The sequence below is a fragment of the Roseobacter litoralis Och 149 genome, assembly GCF_000154785.2.
Lineage (GTDB): Bacteria > Pseudomonadota > Alphaproteobacteria > Rhodobacterales > Rhodobacteraceae > Roseobacter > Roseobacter litoralis.
Genome location: NC_015730.1, coordinates 2292336 through 2306779, shown reverse-complemented (window position 1 = coordinate 2306779; position 14444 = coordinate 2292336). Strand labels below are relative to the sequence as shown.

17 protein-coding genes and 1 other RNA gene are annotated in these 14444 nt (G+C 56.9%); 8 read left to right on the top strand and 10 right to left on the bottom strand.

The window, feature by feature from the left end; translation table 11 throughout:
- Positions 1-141 precede the first annotated feature (141 nt).
- Complete coding sequence (locus RLO149_RS10930) at positions 142-2868, top strand: Rne/Rng family ribonuclease (RefSeq protein WP_044025642.1); 2727 nt, start codon at positions 142-144, stop codon at positions 2866-2868.
- Between the two features lie 64 nt (positions 2869-2932).
- On the opposite strand, the gene RLO149_RS10925 is transcribed toward RLO149_RS10930, so the two are convergent.
- On the bottom strand, positions 2933-3163 hold the full coding sequence (locus RLO149_RS10925) for a sulfurtransferase TusA family protein (protein WP_013962149.1): 231 nt from the start codon (positions 3161-3163) through the stop codon (positions 2933-2935).
- 92 nt (positions 3164-3255) lie between these two features.
- Between RLO149_RS10925 and RLO149_RS10920 the strand changes: the two genes are divergently transcribed.
- Positions 3256-4008, top strand: coding sequence for a cytochrome c biogenesis CcdA family protein (locus RLO149_RS10920; protein ID WP_013962148.1), 753 nt, complete (start codon positions 3256-3258; stop codon positions 4006-4008).
- A 123-nt stretch (positions 4009-4131) separates the two neighbouring features.
- Positions 4132-5022: a fructose bisphosphate aldolase gene (locus RLO149_RS10915; protein ID WP_013962147.1), complete on the top strand. Its 891-nt coding sequence runs from the start codon at positions 4132-4134 to the stop codon at positions 5020-5022.
- On the opposite strand, the gene RLO149_RS10910 is transcribed toward RLO149_RS10915, so the two are convergent.
- Genes RLO149_RS10910 through fumC form a run of 3 tightly spaced genes read right to left on the bottom strand, consistent with a single transcriptional unit; the run spans position 5007 to position 6810 of the window.
- The gene (locus RLO149_RS10910; protein ID WP_013962146.1) at positions 5007-5249 is read right to left on the bottom strand and encodes a ribbon-helix-helix domain-containing protein; all 243 of its coding nucleotides are present in this window, start codon (positions 5247-5249) and stop codon (positions 5007-5009) included. The two genes, RLO149_RS10915 and RLO149_RS10910, sit on opposite strands and share 16 nt — an antisense overlap.
- Entirely contained in the window at positions 5246-5422 is a 177-nt protein-coding gene (locus tag RLO149_RS10905) for a DUF4169 family protein (RefSeq protein ID WP_044025310.1), read from the bottom strand. The genes RLO149_RS10910 and RLO149_RS10905 overlap by 4 nt, the downstream gene beginning before the upstream one ends.
- On the bottom strand, positions 5419-6810 hold the full coding sequence (gene fumC / locus RLO149_RS10900) for a class II fumarate hydratase (protein WP_013962145.1): 1392 nt from the start codon (positions 6808-6810) through the stop codon (positions 5419-5421). Before fumC ends, RLO149_RS10905 begins: the two co-directional genes overlap by 4 nt.
- Positions 6811-6988: 178 nt before the next feature.
- On the opposite strand from fumC, the gene RLO149_RS10895 reads away from it, so the two are divergent.
- Positions 6989-7543 carry a hypothetical protein gene (locus tag RLO149_RS10895; protein ID WP_013962144.1) on the top strand — a complete coding sequence of 185 codons (555 nt, stop codon included), beginning with the start codon at positions 6989-6991 and terminating at the stop codon, positions 7541-7543.
- 7 nt (positions 7544-7550) lie between these two features.
- On the opposite strand, the gene RLO149_RS10890 is transcribed toward RLO149_RS10895, so the two are convergent.
- The 4 genes from RLO149_RS10890 to ssrA all read right to left on the bottom strand — a co-directional run bounded on the left by RLO149_RS10890 (position 7551) and on the right by ssrA (position 10385).
- Positions 7551-8039: an SspB family protein gene (locus RLO149_RS10890; RefSeq protein ID WP_044025641.1), complete on the bottom strand. Its 489-nt coding sequence runs from the start codon at positions 8037-8039 to the stop codon at positions 7551-7553.
- A gap of 91 nt (positions 8040-8130) precedes the next feature.
- Positions 8131-9378, bottom strand: a complete 1248-nt coding sequence (chrA, locus tag RLO149_RS10885; RefSeq protein ID WP_013962142.1) for a chromate efflux transporter — start codon at positions 9376-9378, stop codon at positions 8131-8133.
- A gap of 123 nt (positions 9379-9501) precedes the next feature.
- Positions 9502-9930, bottom strand: coding sequence for an ester cyclase (locus RLO149_RS10880; RefSeq protein WP_013962141.1), 429 nt, complete (start codon positions 9928-9930; stop codon positions 9502-9504).
- Between the two features lie 106 nt (positions 9931-10036).
- Positions 10037-10385: a transfer-messenger RNA gene (ssrA, locus tag RLO149_RS23160) on the bottom strand.
- Positions 10386-10590: 205 nt separating this feature from the next.
- Here ssrA and RLO149_RS10875 point away from each other — a divergent pair.
- Entirely contained in the window at positions 10591-11052 is a 462-nt protein-coding gene (locus tag RLO149_RS10875; RefSeq protein WP_013962140.1) for an NUDIX hydrolase, read from the top strand.
- Between the two features lie 128 nt (positions 11053-11180).
- Here RLO149_RS10875 and RLO149_RS10870 read toward each other — a convergent pair whose 3' ends face one another.
- Both RLO149_RS10870 and RLO149_RS10865 read right to left on the bottom strand, forming a co-directional pair.
- Positions 11181-11534, bottom strand: coding sequence for a DUF4345 family protein (locus RLO149_RS10870; protein ID WP_044025640.1), 354 nt, complete (start codon positions 11532-11534; stop codon positions 11181-11183).
- Positions 11535-11633: 99 nt separating this feature from the next.
- Positions 11634-12365, bottom strand: a complete 732-nt coding sequence (locus RLO149_RS10865) for a FadR/GntR family transcriptional regulator (RefSeq protein WP_013962138.1) — start codon at positions 12363-12365, stop codon at positions 11634-11636.
- Positions 12366-12437: 72 nt separating this feature from the next.
- Here RLO149_RS10865 and RLO149_RS10860 point away from each other — a divergent pair, with 72 nt between their 5' ends.
- The 3 genes from RLO149_RS10860 to RLO149_RS10850 are packed head-to-tail and all read left to right on the top strand — an operon-like array spanning position 12438 to position 14443.
- Positions 12438-13226, top strand: a complete 789-nt coding sequence (locus RLO149_RS10860) for a DUF2182 domain-containing protein (RefSeq protein ID WP_013962137.1) — start codon at positions 12438-12440, stop codon at positions 13224-13226.
- Between the two features lie 3 nt (positions 13227-13229).
- On the top strand, positions 13230-13937 hold the full coding sequence (locus RLO149_RS10855) for a DUF1326 domain-containing protein (RefSeq protein ID WP_013962136.1): 708 nt from the start codon (positions 13230-13232) through the stop codon (positions 13935-13937).
- Positions 13904-14443, top strand: coding sequence for a DinB family protein (locus RLO149_RS10850; RefSeq protein WP_013962135.1), 540 nt, complete (start codon positions 13904-13906; stop codon positions 14441-14443). The genes RLO149_RS10855 and RLO149_RS10850 overlap by 34 nt, the downstream gene beginning before the upstream one ends.
- The last annotated feature ends 1 nt before the right edge of the window (position 14444 follow it).

Genomic DNA, 14444 nt, shown 5'->3' with positions numbered 1-14444 from the left:
GCGCGCAAATGCATTGAGCAGATCGGCAAGGGCCTCACAGGCCCGGCCATGCAGTGCGTCTCAGATCGCCCTGACAAGACATACCCCCCATTGCAACGCTCCCCCGGGGGCTGTGCGGTCGCGGCTATGCAATTTGGAAATATGGCTAAGAAAATGCTTATCGATGCCACCCACGCGGAAGAAACCCGCGTTGTGGTGGTGGATGGAAACAAGGTTGAAGAGTTCGATTTTGAATCCGAAAACAAACGCCAGCTTGCTGGCAACATCTATCTCGCAAAAGTAACACGGGTCGAGCCGTCCTTGCAGGCGGCCTTTGTGGAGTATGGGGGGAACCGCCACGGTTTTCTCGCATTCTCGGAGATACACCCCGATTACTATCAAATCCCCGTCGCTGACCGTCAGGCCCTGATGGAAGAAGAACGTGCCTATGCCGAAGCGCAAAAGGCCAAGGAAGACGAGGACGAAAAGCCCAAGCGCCGCAGATCGCGCAGTCGGACAAAGGCCAAGGCCGAAGACACCACGTCAGAGGACGCGGTCGCGACAAAGGACGTAGAGTCCGATCAGATCGGCGGGATGGAAACCATTGATCTGGATGACAGCGAAGAGGGGTCCTCTCCGATGGAGCGGGTCGCCGAGACACCTGTCGAAGAGCCCGAAGGCGATGATGCAAGCGCGGAGGCTGCGCAGACGGCTGACGCGTCCGATGATCAGGCCGCACAAGCAGCGTCTGAGGATACCTCGGCAGACGATACCGCGTCTGAAGATGGCGACGATGATGACGACGACGATGCGCCGCGTAAACCTGACGCATCCTCCAAAGACGACACCATCGAATCCGTCGCGGATGACGATGATCACGACGACATCCGTCCCGTGCGCAAGCCCCGTCCACGGCGCTATAAAATTCAGGAAGTCATCAAGGTTCGCCAGATTTTGCTGGTGCAGGTCGTCAAGGAAGAGCGCGGCAACAAGGGCGCGGCCCTGACCACATACCTCAGCCTCGCAGGGCGCTACTGTGTCCTGATGCCCAACACGGCGCGCGGCGGTGGTATTTCGCGCAAGATCACGAATGCCGCAGACCGCAAGAAGCTCAAGGAGATCGCAAATGAGATCGAAGTGCCGCAAGGCGCGGGTCTCATCGTGCGCACCGCCGGGGCTAAACGCACTAAGGCCGAGATCAAACGCGACTACGAATACCTGCAGCGCCTGTGGGAACAAATCCGCGAGCTGACGCTGAAATCCGTTGCACCTGCCAAGATTTATGAAGAGGGCGATCTGATCAAACGCTCGATCCGCGATCTTTATAACCGCGAGATTGACGAGGTGTTTGTCGAAGGTGAGCGGGGCTACCGCATTGCCAAGGACTTCATGAAAATGATCATGCCGTCTCATGCGAAAAACGTGAAACTTTACACCGAAGGCCTGCCGCTTTTCGCGCGCTATCAGGTCGAAAGCTATCTGGCGTCGATGTTCAACCCGACTGTGCAGCTTCCGTCAGGGGGCTATATCGTGATCGGTGTGACCGAGGCCTTGGTGGCGGTCGATGTGAACTCTGGTCGCGCGACCAAAGAGGGGTCGATCGAACAGACTGCGCTCAAGACCAACCTCGAGGCCTCGGACGAAGTGGCGCGGCAGTTGCGCCTGCGGGATCTCGCGGGCCTGATCGTGATCGACTACATCGATATGGACGAGCGCAAGAACAATGCGGCCGTCGAAAAGCGCATGAAAGACAAGCTCAAGACGGATCGTGCGCGCATTCAGGTCGGTCGTATCTCTGGCTTTGGTCTCATGGAAATGTCGCGCCAGCGTCTGCGCCCCGGCATGATCGAGGCAACAACGCAGCCGTGTCAGGCGTGCCATGGCACGGGCCTGATCCGGTCTGATGATAGCCTTGCACTTTCTATCCTGCGTCAGATCGAAGAAGAGGGCACGCGCAAGCGGTCCCGTGAAGTGCTGATCAAGGCACCCGTTGGCATTGCCAATTTCCTCATGAACCAGAAGCGGGAACACATTGCGCATATCGAAGCGCGATATGGGCTGTCGGTGCGGATCGAAGGCGACCCCATGCTGGTCAGCCCTGATTTCAGCCTTGAAAAGTTCAAGACGGCGACACGGGTTGTGCCGGTTGCTGCGCAACATGTTGTTTCTGTTGATACTTCCTTGATGGATCAGGTGGATGCAGATGACGAAGAGATCCCGGCAGAGGTTGCCGAACATGCTGTAGAGACGCCAAATACGGAGAATAACGTCGAGAATGATGGCGAGGATCGGCCCAAACGCCGTCGTCGGCGTCGTCGGCGTCGCAACAAGAACGGCAATGGTGAGGCGCAGACCGCGTCCGATGAGACAAATGCGGAGGCGTCCGATGCCCCGACTGCTGAGACTCCAAAGGAAGCAGAGCCGTCACCTGAAAGCGCGGTAGATGCGTCTGCTGCGAAAACCGATGACGCACCAGCCGCTGCCGCAGAGCAGGAAGAAGCACCCGCGAAACCGAAAAGAACACGGTCACGCACGCGCAAACCTAAGGTTGAAGTCGTCGCAGAGGATGCTCCAGAAGCAGTGGTGAAGACGGAAACCGCCGCACCAGTGGAAGAGGCTGCACCCGCCGAGGCAACTGAAGAAGCCCCTGCAAAACCAAAGCGCAAACGGGCCAGCCGGGCCAAAAAGGCCGATCCGGTTGAAGCTGCACCAGACGCGGATGCCGCGCCCGTGGCGCCGGAAGTCGAGTCTGCGTCCGTGGAAGAAGAGCCAGCGCCCGCGGCTCCTGCACCGGAACCCGCAGGTGCCGAGCCTGAACCAGTGGCGGCCGAGGCCGCGCCTGAGCCAGCCAAGCCCAAGCGGCGCGGGTGGTGGTCAATCGGGGGCTAAAGGCTTACCATCGCCAGAAACACAAAAAGCGCGTCCCAAGTGGGCGCGCTTTTTCTATGTCACCTCATTTTTTGCGGATGACATAGACCTGCACCGGCCCATCCAGTTCGCTTGACACAAGGTGATGCCCTGTCTCGCTGCAAAAATGGGGCACATCGACAATTGCCGCGGGATCATCCGCGTGCATCGTCAGCATCTCGCCCGACGTTAACGATTGCAGTCTTTTGCGCGCCTTGAGAACAGGCAAGGGGCACAGCAGACCAGTGGCGTCCAGTACGTTTAAGTCTTTTGTCATACCGCTCAGATAGGCGCGATGTTTCGTCCTGTCCACAAGGTTGTGACCGGGGGCGGGGTGACGCTATCGTTTGGATAGGCTAAGGGAAGCTTATGTTCGGAATTGAAATCATTGATGCGGGCCTGTTGCCTGCCATGACGGTGGCGCTACTCGCGGGAATAATCAGCTTTCTCAGCCCCTGTGTCCTGCCAATCGTCCCGCCTTATCTTGCGTATATGAGCGGTGTCAGCCTGAATGAAATGAGCGGAGAGGGCGCGGCGCGGCGACGCGCCATTATCGCGGCCTTGTTCTTTGTGATGGGCCTGAGCACGGTGTTTCTGATTCTGGGCTTTACGGCCTCGGCCTTTGGCGCCTTTTTCCTACAGAACCAAATACTGTTTGCCCGTATTTCAGGCATTGTCATCATCCTCTTTGGGCTGCATTTCCTTGGTATATTGCGGATCCCCTTTCTCGACAGAGAGGCGCGCATGGATGCCGGGGACAAGGGCGGCTCAAGCTTTGGGGCCTATGTGCTGGGGCTGGCGTTTGCCTTTGGCTGGACGCCTTGCATTGGCCCGCAACTGGGCGCGATCCTGTCGCTGGCGGCCTCCGAGGCCTCTGTGACCCGTGGCACATTGCTTTTGGGGGTTTATGCGGCGGGCTTGGGCATTCCCTTTCTGCTGGCCGCCATGTTCATCACACGCGCGATGGGAGTCATGGACCGGCTCAAGCGCCATATGAAGATGATCGAACGCGTGATGGGTGGGCTGCTGCTTGTGGTCGGCGTTGCGATGGTCACCGGTGCGTTCACAACGTTTTCATGGTGGCTTCTTGAACGGTTCCCGGCTTTGGCGACTCTGGGCTAAGTTGCGTGCGGTGACGCCTCAGGAGCGCAATGGGCTGCGGCTTGTCCGGCGCTAACATATATCATCTTTTGACGGCTTGATTTAAGGACGGGTGATCGTTCGGAATCATAGGAAGAGGTAGGAATGTCAGACCACAGTAAGATGCGTGAACAAATGAAATCGGGCGCGGGCTTTGTTGCCGCGCTGGACCAGTCTGGCGGGTCCACGCCAAAAGCGCTGAGCCTGTATGGCGTTGAACCCACGGATTATGAGGGTGACGAGGCGATGTTCAAGGCAATGCATGATATGCGCGCGCGGATTATTCTTGCGGATGACTTTACCAATGCCAAGATCATCGGTGCCATCCTGTTTGAGCGCACGATGCATGATGAAATCAACGGCACGCCCGTCGCGGAACTGCTTTGGAACAGCCGGGGTATTGTTCCCTTCCTCAAAATCGACAAAGGTCTGGAAGAGCAGGCGAACGGTGTGCAGATGCTCAAACCGATGCCAGGTCTCAACGAGGTGCTGGCCACTGCCAAAGGCAAAGGCGTGTTCGGAACAAAAGAGCGTTCCGTAATCAATGAGGCAAATGCTGAAGGGGTCGCGGCAATTGTGGCCCAGCAATTCGAGGTGGCCCAGACTGTGCTTGCAGCAGGTCTTGTGCCGATCCTTGAGCCGGAAGTGAACATCCACTCCGAGACCAAAGCTGAAGCCGAGACGCTTTTGGAGGCGGAGATCGCGAAGCATCTTGATGCGTTGGATGATGGTGTGGATGTAATGCTGAAACTGACATTGCCGGACCAACCGGGCCTCTATGATGGGCTTGCGCAGCACCCGCGCGTGTTGCGTGTTGTCGCGCTGTCGGGGGGGTATTCAACGGATGTCGCATCGGCGAAACTCTCAGAAAACAAGCATATGATCGCGAGCTTCAGCAGAGCGCTGAGCGAAGGTCTGAACGTCAAGATGACAGATGCTGAGTTTGGTGCCGCATTGGGCAGCAACATCGACAAGATCTATCAGGCGTCCATCTGAGCGCGCTCAAGCTGCGCCTTTAAATCTTCGAGAACAAACACCCGGATCGCGGAGGCCAGCCCAAGTCTGGTCCCGCGTTTCACATCAATGTCGGCTACTAAGGCATTGATTGGTTTGTTGGTTTCTGCCGAAATACGCCGCAGTTCCATCCAGAACGCGTCTTCAAGCGATATGGACGTTCGGTGACCTTTCAGGGTCACCGAGTGTTTGACCGGCCGCCCGCTCATGTTTCTCGCTTATGGGCGTCCAGGTTGCGCGCGATCTTGTCGGCCTTTGCTTTCAGCAGTTCTTTTTGTGATTTGCTCTGGCCGAAATTAACAGCGTTTTCATCAGCCCGTGCCTTGCGCGATGCGCGATTGCGTTCTTTCTTGACCTTGTTGAGGTTAACGGGCGTGATCATTTGGGTCCAATCATGTTTTCCGGACGCACAACGCGTTCGAAGGTTTCTGCGTCGACAAAACCCAGCGCAATGGCTTCTTCTTTGAGGGTCGTGCCGTTTTTATGCGCTGTCTTGGCGACTTTGGTGGCGTTGTCATAGCCGATTTCCGGGGCCAGCGCTGTGACGAGCATCAGGCTTTCGCGCATCAGGCGCTCGATGCGGTCCGCATCCGCTGTCAGCCCGTCAATGAGGTTGTCCGTAAAGGTTGATGCTGCATCCCCCAACAGCTGCATGGATTGCAGGACGTTATACGCCATCATCGGTTTATACACATTCAATTCGAAATGCCCTTGCGAGCCGGCGAACCCAACGGCTGCGTCATTGCCGAAGACATGCGCGCAAACCTGCGTCAGGGCTTCGCACTGCGTCGGGTTGACCTTGCCGGGCATGATGGAGGAGCCGGGTTCGTTTTCGGGCAGCACCAGTTCACCCAGACCGCACCGCGGTCCTGACCCCAGAAATCGAATGTCATTGGCAATTTTGAACAGGCTCGCGGCAACGACCTTCAGCGCACCCGATATTTCAACCATGGCATCATGCGCGGCGAGCGCCTCGAATTTGTTCGGCGCGGTGATGAACGGCAGCCCCGTGATGTCGGCCATGTTCTTGGCGACCATCACATCCCAGCCCACAGGCGTGTTCAGACCCGTGCCCACGGCCGTACCCCCCTGCGCAAGCTCATAAATCCGACCCAAGGCATCCTTGACGCGCTGGATGCCCATGGCAACCTGATGCGCATAGCCCGAGAATTCCTGACTGAGGGTCAGAGGGGTCGCGTCCTGCGTATGCGTGCGCCCGATTTTGATGATCCCATCGAATTCTGCGATTTTGACTTCAAGAGCGGCATGCAGTTTTTCCAACCCCGGCAACAGAACGTCGCGGGCCGTCATGGCGGCAGAAATATGCATGGCCGTGGGGAAGGTATCGTTTGACGATTGCCCCATGTTACAGTGATCATTCGGATGAACGGGGTCTTTGGAGCCGATTTCCCCGCCCATGATTTCAATCGCGCGGTTGGCGATGACCTCATTGGCGTTCATGTTCGACTGGGTCCCAGACCCGGTCTGCCACACGACAAGCGGGAAATTGTCGTCAAACTTGCCCGCCACCACTTCGCTTGCGGCCTGAATGATCGCGTCACCGCGTGCATCATCCAGTTTGCCCAGCTCAAGATTTGCCTGCGCACAGGCCTGTTTGATCACCCCCAGGGCGCGGACGATCGCGACGGGCTGTTTTTCCCATCCAATGGGAAAGTTGATGATCGACCGCTGCGTCTGAGCACCCCAGTATTTGTCGGCAGGGACCTCAAGCGGGCCAAAACTATCGGTTTCTGTTCGGGTTTGGGTCATTCTGCGCTCCGTTACACTGGCTTTCTATGCGGTTTAGCGGTGCCGACCGTATCGTGCAACAGCACTGCGGATACCCATAGCCATTGTTTGACCATCCAAAGGCATTATCTGATATCCTGCAGCCACCGCTTGGGCTAGACTCAAGCGGCGAAGAGGGTCCAGCCTTGGAGGATTTCATATGAACCGCCAATTCTTGCAGTGTCGTTGGGGTTTTGCCTGCGCGGCATTGATCATGGGACTGTTGATCGCGGCCTCTTCCGCAACTGCTGATATTTCGCGGTTTGTCGGGAGCTTTGTCGGGTCCGCTGATGTCCAATCTGCTGATGGTTCAACGCGACCGCGGGATATGAGCGTTCAGATATCTGAAACCAAAGAAGGGTTTCGGGTCTATTGGAAGTCAACAACCTATCGCAAAGATGGCACCGCCAAAGAAAAAGCCTATACCATTGATTTCGTACCGAGCGCGCGCCCCGGGGTCTTCGCCTCAGCCATGAAGCGCAACGTTTTCGGACATACAGCGCAGCTTGATCCGATGAAGGGCGAACCCTACGTCTGGGGACGGATCGTCGGAGAAACGCTGAGTGTTTACTCAATGTACGTTACCGAAGACGGGGGCTATGAAATTCAGCAGTTCGACCGGTCGCTGGCCTCACGCGGACTAATGCTGGAGTTCCAGTCCATTCGGGACGGTGAAATCCAGCGGACGGTTTCAACCCTTTTGAAACGCGAGTAGCGCGCGCCTACTTGCGGAAACTGTCCAGCGATACGATCTCAGCATCTTTGGCGCCATCGTCAGTTTCTGCTTTCTCAGTGTCAGGTTTTTCAACCTGCGATGTGGCGGGCAATTGTGACGGCGCTGCCTCTTCGTCCTCATCGCTTTGTGTCTCAAAACGCAGCCCGAATTCAACCGACGGATCAACGAACGTCTTGATCGCGTCATATGGAATATACAGTGGCTCTGGCGCATCGCCAAAATTCAGCGTGACGGAAAACCCTTCGTCGGTCACCTCTAGGTTGTCATACCAATGCTGCATCACCACCGTCATTTCGCCAGGATAGCGGTCAAACAACCAATCGGCCAGTTCCGCATCGGGGTGCCCGGTGTCGAAGGTGATGAAAAAATGATGCTCCCCCGGCAGGCCGTTATCGCACACATCCAGCAACACTTTACGGATCAGGCCACGCATGGCCTCGTGCATCAAGTTGCCGTAATCAATGGAGCGGGTCATCTTATTCCTTGAAGCAAAGAATTCTTCTGTTGCGAGCATAGCCGATTCCTCCGGGGATAAAAGAGGTGTCTGCGTCAATGCGTGCGTCGTCTTAAAGAAGGCTCAGGCCGAGCCCCGCAAGAGCCAATATGCCCAAAGTTTCCGCAATACCACGCTTGAGCAGCAGCAAAATGACAGCGGCCAGCACCGTCAGGCCGAGCGCTTTGAAATCCAGCGATGTCAACACGGGGGCAGGGGCTTGCAATCCGGGCAGTGTGGTGACCTGCGCAAACAGCACATGGATCGAAAACCACACCGCGAGATTTAGGATTACCCCCACGACCGCTGCGGTAATGGCCCTGAGCGCGGCAGACACGCGCGGGCGGTTTGCGATCACATCCAGATAGGGACCGGCGAGGAAAATCCATAAAAAGCAAGGAGTAAACGTTACCCAGAGCGCAACGGCACCCGCGGCCAGCGCTAAAAGAGGCCCGCTTTCATTGAACCCGGCAATCATTGCGACAAATTGCGTGACCAGAATGAGCGGCCCGGGCGTGGTTTCCGCAAGACCCAAGGCATCCATCATCTGCCCTGTCGTAATCCAGCCGTAATCTGCCACCACAGTTTGGGTCATATAGGCCAGCACAGCATAGGCCCCGCCAAAAGTCACAATCGCCAACTTTGAAAAGAACAGCGCAATCTGCATCAGGAACGTATGGTCGATCAGCGTCAGCAAGATGATCGGACAGGACCACAAGACGCCCCAGATCAGAAGGGTGGAAATGGGATTTGTTGCTTTGGGTTTTGCGTCGATGACCTGCGGTTCTGTTGTTTTCATTGCGACAGCCCCGACAGTGGCGGCGCTTGCGATAATGATCGGGTAGGGAACACTGAGGAAATACAAAGAGACGAAAGCCGCGCCTGCAAGCGCCCATGCGCCTTTGCTGGTCAGCGCTTTGTCAGATACTTTGACCAGCGCTTGCAGGACGATCACGATGACGGCCGCTTTAACCCCGGTGAAAGCGGCCTGAACCAGCGGTACCTGACCAAAAGTCGCATAAATCAGGGCGAGGGCAGGGATCACGACCGCGCCGGGCAGCACAAACAAAAGCCCTGCGATCAGCCCACCTCGCACACCGTGCAAACGCCAGCCCGCGTAGGTTGCGAGTTGCATCGCCTCGGGTCCGGGCAGGAGCATGCACAGCGAAAGCGCACGCAGAAAGACATCTTCGGACAGCCATTTGTTTTCTTCAACCAGCGTTCGGTGCATCAGCGCAATCTGCGCAGCCGGTCCCCCAAATGATAAAACGCCGATACGGGCAAAGACCCGGCATAACTGGATGGGTGTTGGCGCGGTCATTTCCGTCACTTTCATGGCTTGCCATGGTGGTGCGGGATGTTACGCGAAGGGACGCATCGCCAACCGCTCTGGCCTCGGTGCTAGATGTGACACATCGCCATGCTTTGGGTCAATTGTGAACCGTTACTTGAAGACCGTCCCGCTGAGCAGCAACTCAAAACTGTTTGGCGGCAACTGGCCCAGCTGTTCAAAAAGCGACACGAAATCAACCGCCGGATAGCTCTCAACGATAATTTCTTTGTCAAGGCGCACCATGGTCAGCCACCGCATGTTGATGGGTTTGTCAGTGCCCGCCTTGAAACCATACATCTCAACCAGAGCGGAGACCCACTCACCGTCTGCGACGCAATGGACAATCCGGATCTTTTGATCCGTGATCAGGTTGTTGAAAATTGTGACCAACTCGCGTGCTTCGAGCGTGTCGATCAAACCACCCGGTATGAGCGATTCACTTTCAGGCGCAGGTCGGTAGATCTGGTCGATCATACCCCAGTTTCCCTTGACCCATATCTCTTCATACCATCTTTGGATGATTTCAGTTTTGCTCAGCATTTGTTTTCCCGCCTATACAGGTGGAATACCACCTATCGGCGTATAAAGAGTAAATTTATGCAACCTAAAGTTGCTTCAGGAGAAATTCATTTGGGGGGAGGTGTAAAGTGCAGGCTTCTGTTGCCAGGTGCCTGCGAACCCCGCCCTAGGTCGCTAAACCCAGGGAGTTAAGTTTCAGTGGCTGAAACCGCTTACGCGGCCATCGCTACTGGAGCACGATTGTCATTTGCAATTGTACATGTTTCGCCGATAACGGTGGCAGACAGCCGAAACAAAGCAAACCCCTTTAGACGTTCGTCGATCCTGTTTCGACCCCATGATCCCCAAATGAAGGATGTTTGGTGGAGTCGCCGGGTACCGCCCCCGGGTCCGATCCGCTTATTACGAGCGCGTTTATGTTCATAGTCCCGAGGGACATCGATTACATAGGCGAAGTGTTCGCAAATCTCAAGAGGCAACGATCTTACGGCGAAACTGGACTGCAAGCCGCATAAGGAAATAATAGTGTTTAAATACAGTGTTTAAAGATTTTTTGTTAATGTAAATTCTGCGTCGCGGCCACGACAATTTTTGCGGCTGTCGTGTTTCAGGTCGAATCTAAGGACGAGTGGCGCGCAACAGGCCTGTTGTCTTATCGATCCTGAGCAGTACAATTTAGGAATGAACATCTGGCGACCACGGCAGAACATAGAGGTCAAGGCTTTGGGACTTGTCTGGCGTGACGGTCTGTTGCTCGCGAGCGAGATTTGCCGTGATGATGGCACCGTCGATGGGGTCAGACCACTGGGCGGTCGGGTGGAATTCGGTGAAACCTGGTGCGACGCGTTGGTCAGAGAGTTTCGTGAGGAACTTGGTGTTGTGGTCGAAGTGGTTGGTACCCCAATGGTTCTGGAAAATATCTACATGCACCAAGGTATGGTTGGACATGAGGTCGCGTTTGTTTGTGATGTCACATTTCCAGCAGATGCTTATGTGAGCGAAGGACCGATTGAGTATTTTGAGGACAATGGCGACAAGTGTCTCGCCCGCTGGTACGATGTGGCGCAACTGGATTGCGGGGCTTTGGAATTGTACCCCACTGGCCTCAAGACCCAGCTTCGGGAAAGATCACAATCAACGTAGTATCGTAAGCTGTTCTGTCGGCTCTCAAAGCGCTGGTGGGCAGCGTGGTAGCGGATGCAGTCCAAGGACAACCCTGTGCTCTCCATTCGCCCTATTTGAAGCAGTCGGGTGAATGAAAATCTATGGTGTCAGGCCAGATTGGCGATCAGGAACCACGCGGCCAGCGCTGCCTCGATCCCGCCAAAGATCAGGACTTTGATCACAGGTGGCTTGTCAAAGATCAGCGATAGCACGCGGCCCAAAGCGGCCCCCGCAAAGGCAAAACCGATCATCGCATAGGCCAGCGGGTCGCCCAGCCAGATGGCAGCGAGGCCGGCCATCACAAAGAGCCCACCGACCGAGGCGCGCAGTTCCGATAGCCCCATGGTCGAGGTGGTCGGTTCCAGATCAAGCACGGCGGCGGTGTAACGCGGGGCGAGAAAGCCGAAGAGACCAAATCCGATTGTGAGTATTGCGCCGATCAGGTTGAGAATATCTGTCATGGTATCGCATCTAGCCGGGATGCGCGTCGATGCAAGGGGCAGCGACCGGGGCATGTGCTGGCGGGAAGTCCCTGCGCCAATACCACGAGACCTGTGGGCTCAGGATTTGCCGGCACGGGCGGCGAACACGCTTTGGGCGAGGTGTTGAGTCTCTTGTTCCAATGCCGAAAGGGCGCGGACAGTGGCATCGCCTTCGGCGCGTTCAATGGCGTCAGCGATGTCTGTATGCAGAGCGACAATGCGCGCGCGGTCGCGGGCAGTGAAGGTGATCATGTTCATCAAGGGTTGCATCGCCTCAACCGCCCCGGCGAGTTGATAGCTCAGCACCGGATTACCTGCACCATCCACCAGTGCACGATGGAACGCGACATCGGAGGCGCAAAAGGCTTCATCCGTCAGGCCCGGTTGATTTTGGCGGTGAATTTCGGCCCGCATGGTCGCAAGGTGATCCGCCGTGCGCCGCTCTGCCGAAAGGGGCGCGCAGGCGCGCTCCAGCGCATAGCGCGCTTCGCAGGCGGTGCTGAAGCTGACGGCATTCATCGACAACAAAAGGGTCGAGGTGGTGATTTGCTGGGGATAGGCATCCTGAAAGGAAATCCGGTTCACAAAGGCCCCGCCCGTTGCGCCGCGCTGCGTGCGGATCAGCGATTGCGCGGCCAGCCGTTTGAGTGCCTCGCGCACGGTCGGGCGCGAGACGTCGAATTGTTCCGCCAGTTCGGCCTCCGACGGCAGTCGTGCATCCACCAGCAACGTGCCGGCCACGATGGCATCCCGGATCGCGGCTGCAATCTGGGCGGATAGATCAGCGGGGTTTTCAGGATCAATTTTCATATGTCTTACATTTAATGTTTGCCCGTTTTCTAATTGTCTGGCATTTGAAGTGCAAGGAAAAGGAATCCCCCCGTGCACGGTATTATGCGCTCCACCCTCTGGCTTGGTTTTTTCGGTGCCATTCTGGCGGCGTGGTGGGTGATGTATACAATGGCGATTGACATGGATGTGGATATGCTGGGGCGTCCGGGTGAAATGGGCGCGCGGATGGCGGCCATGGACCCGCGCATGCCGATGTATATGCCGATGGCGAATTTCGGACCGCTGTTCTGGATGTGGGCGATCATGATGGCGGCGATGATGCTGCCGACGCTGCTGCCGACGCTGCGCGCCTATGAGGACCTGATGGTAAGCGCGACGGGAACGCGGGCCGGGTGGTCGGGCGTGTTGGTGGGGTATTTCATCGTCTGGGTTGCTTTTGCTGCGCTGATCACCGGGGTGCAGCTGGCGCTGTTGTTTGGCGGCGTGATCGATATGCTGGGCATCGCCAAAAGCCCTTGGGTGGCAGGGGGCTTGCTGATCCTTGTGGGAGCGTTCCAGTTCACCCGCACCAAAGAGATTTGCCATGGCGTGTGTCATTCCCCGATGATGTATTTTCTGGGCCACTGGCGTGCGGGCTTGGCGGGTGGTTTGCGCATGGGGATTGGCCTTGGTGCGTTCTGCGTGGGATGTTGCTGGGGGTTCATGGCGCTCGGATTTGTCGGCGGGGTGATGAACCTTGCATGGATGGGGCTGGCCACATTTTTCATGGTCATCGAGAAATTGCCTCAGATTGGGCATTACGTAACAAAACCAATGGGGTTTGCCTTGATCATCGCGGGACTCGCGGTGTTGGGCTGGCCCGTCTTTTCGGGAGGATAAGGCATGGCGAAGAACAGAAGGGCGGATGCGGATCGGTTGCCGATCAGTCAGCGCATTGATCAACGAATGCCGAACCCAAAACGTCGGCAAAGCAGCCCGACCGAATGGGCGATCAAGGGCGAGTTGTTTCTCAACTGCTCCTGCACGGTTTTTTGTCCCTGCGTGGTGAGCCTTGGTGCGCACCCGCCCACAGAGGGGCATTGTCATGCGTGGATGGCCATTGCCATCGACGAAGGGCATTACGAGGGCGAAGACCTGTCGGGCCTCAATATCGGTCTGCTCGTGGATATCCCCGGCCGCATGGGAGAGGGCAACTGGAAGGTTGCCGCCTATGTGGATGAACGCGCCAGTGGCAAGGCCTATAACGGTATCCTGCAGATCTTTTCGGGTGCTGCGGGCGGTACGACGGGACTGTTCACCATGCTGGTCAGCGAAATCATTGGCGCGGAACGTGCACCGGTTGAGATCGTGCGCGAGGGCAATCGCCGCTCCATCATGATCGGGCGCAAGATACAGGGCGAGATCGAGATGCTGGCGGGCAAGGACCCGGAGCATCCGGTGATGGTCAGCAATTCCAAATACTGGATGGGTCCGGATATTATCGCGGCCACGGGGCTCAAAAGCCGGGTGCGGGATTATGGCCGGATCTGGGATTTCGGCGGCAAATCGGCAGAGATATGTCCGATCGACTGGAAAGGTCCCAAGCCGTGATCGACCCGCGCTATGTGCAAACCATGGCGCGCTACAACAGCTGGCAAAACAACCAATCCATGCCAGTGTTGGAGGCCATGTCACACGATGAGCTGACCAAGGATCACGGGGCGTTTTTCGGCAGCCTTCTGGCGACCGCGAACCATCTTCTGTGGGGCGACATCCTGTGGATGAGCCGTTTTGACCCTTCCGTCCAGCCGCCCGAGGTAGGCGGCGCGGACAGCACGGGCCTGCACCCCACGGTGATGTCGTGGGCGGCGGATCGGTTCCGTCTGGATGGCAAGATCCGGTTCTGGGCCGATGGTTTGCGCGCTGTCGATCTGATTGGCGACCTGACGTGGTATTCCGTCACAGAGGGGCGCGATATGACCACGCCAATTTCAACAGCTGTTATTCATTTTTTCAACCACCAGACCCATCACCGTGGTCAGATCCATGCGATGCTGACCGCTTCGGGGCGAAAAGCTCCGGTAAGTGATCTGGTCTTCATGCCGCAGGATATCTGAT

What these genes read in the sequence shown, in the direction of transcription:
- RLO149_RS10930 (WP_044025642.1), top strand. Translation starts at nt 142, where the DNA reads ATGGCTAAGAAAATGCTTATCGATGCCACCCACGCGGAAGAAACCCGC.
- RLO149_RS10925 (WP_013962149.1), bottom strand. Translation starts at nt 3,163, where the DNA reads ATGACAAAAGACTTAAACGTACTGGACGCCACTGGTCTGCTGTGCCCC.
- RLO149_RS10920 (WP_013962148.1), top strand. Translation starts at nt 3,256, where the DNA reads ATGTTCGGAATTGAAATCATTGATGCGGGCCTGTTGCCTGCCATGACG.
- RLO149_RS10915 (WP_013962147.1), top strand. Translation starts at nt 4,132, where the DNA reads ATGTCAGACCACAGTAAGATGCGTGAACAAATGAAATCGGGCGCGGGC.
- RLO149_RS10910 (WP_013962146.1), bottom strand. Translation starts at nt 5,249, where the DNA reads ATGAGCGGGCGGCCGGTCAAACACTCGGTGACCCTGAAAGGTCACCGA.
- RLO149_RS10905 (WP_044025310.1), bottom strand. Translation starts at nt 5,422, where the DNA reads ATGATCACGCCCGTTAACCTCAACAAGGTCAAGAAAGAACGCAATCGC.
- fumC (WP_013962145.1), bottom strand. Translation starts at nt 6,810, where the DNA reads ATGACCCAAACCCGAACAGAAACCGATAGTTTTGGCCCGCTTGAGGTC.
- RLO149_RS10895 (WP_013962144.1), top strand. Translation starts at nt 6,989, where the DNA reads ATGAACCGCCAATTCTTGCAGTGTCGTTGGGGTTTTGCCTGCGCGGCA.
- RLO149_RS10890 (WP_044025641.1), bottom strand. Translation starts at nt 8,039, where the DNA reads ATGACCCGCTCCATTGATTACGGCAACTTGATGCACGAGGCCATGCGT.
- chrA (WP_013962142.1), bottom strand. Translation starts at nt 9,378, where the DNA reads ATGACCGCGCCAACACCCATCCAGTTATGCCGGGTCTTTGCCCGTATC.
- RLO149_RS10880 (WP_013962141.1), bottom strand. Translation starts at nt 9,930, where the DNA reads ATGCTGAGCAAAACTGAAATCATCCAAAGATGGTATGAAGAGATATGG.
- RLO149_RS10875 (WP_013962140.1), top strand. Translation starts at nt 10,591, where the DNA reads ATGAACATCTGGCGACCACGGCAGAACATAGAGGTCAAGGCTTTGGGA.
- RLO149_RS10870 (WP_044025640.1), bottom strand. Translation starts at nt 11,534, where the DNA reads ATGACAGATATTCTCAACCTGATCGGCGCAATACTCACAATCGGATTT.
- RLO149_RS10865 (WP_013962138.1), bottom strand. Translation starts at nt 12,365, where the DNA reads ATGAAAATTGATCCTGAAAACCCCGCTGATCTATCCGCCCAGATTGCA.
- RLO149_RS10855 (WP_013962136.1), top strand. Translation starts at nt 13,230, where the DNA reads ATGGCGAAGAACAGAAGGGCGGATGCGGATCGGTTGCCGATCAGTCAG.
- RLO149_RS10850 (WP_013962135.1), top strand. Translation starts at nt 13,904, where the DNA reads ATGTCCGATCGACTGGAAAGGTCCCAAGCCGTGATCGACCCGCGCTAT.